Raw genomic sequence first — 276 nt, forward strand, 5'->3', positions numbered from 1 at the left:
GTCATCATCTTCCTCAATCCCAGCAAGGAGATCATCTGAGAACGGGCTATCATCATCCAGAGTTTCAACCGCAACAGCTGCAGTAGCAACACCAGCAGTCGCTGCTGCAACATCAGAAGACGGGTTTGAGGTATTGGCTTCTTGATTACTAGCAATCTGCGTCTTTTGCTTACGAGATCGTAAAACCATCATTACCAACAAGCCGATCAGCAATGCAGGAACAAATGCTAATAAGGCAACAAACCAAGGCTTAGCTAACCAAGTATCCAACTTGCT

At 45.7% G+C, this 276-nt stretch carries 1 protein-coding gene; it reads right to left on the minus strand.

Translation table 11 applies throughout. From position 1 onward, the window contains the following. On the minus strand, nucleotides 1-276 hold a 276-nt coding region (locus FQ664_RS27365), incomplete at both ends, for a hypothetical protein (RefSeq protein ID WP_178091078.1).

The organism is Pseudomonas persica, from assembly GCF_900291015.1.
Lineage (GTDB): Bacteria > Pseudomonadota > Gammaproteobacteria > Pseudomonadales > Pseudomonadaceae > Aquipseudomonas.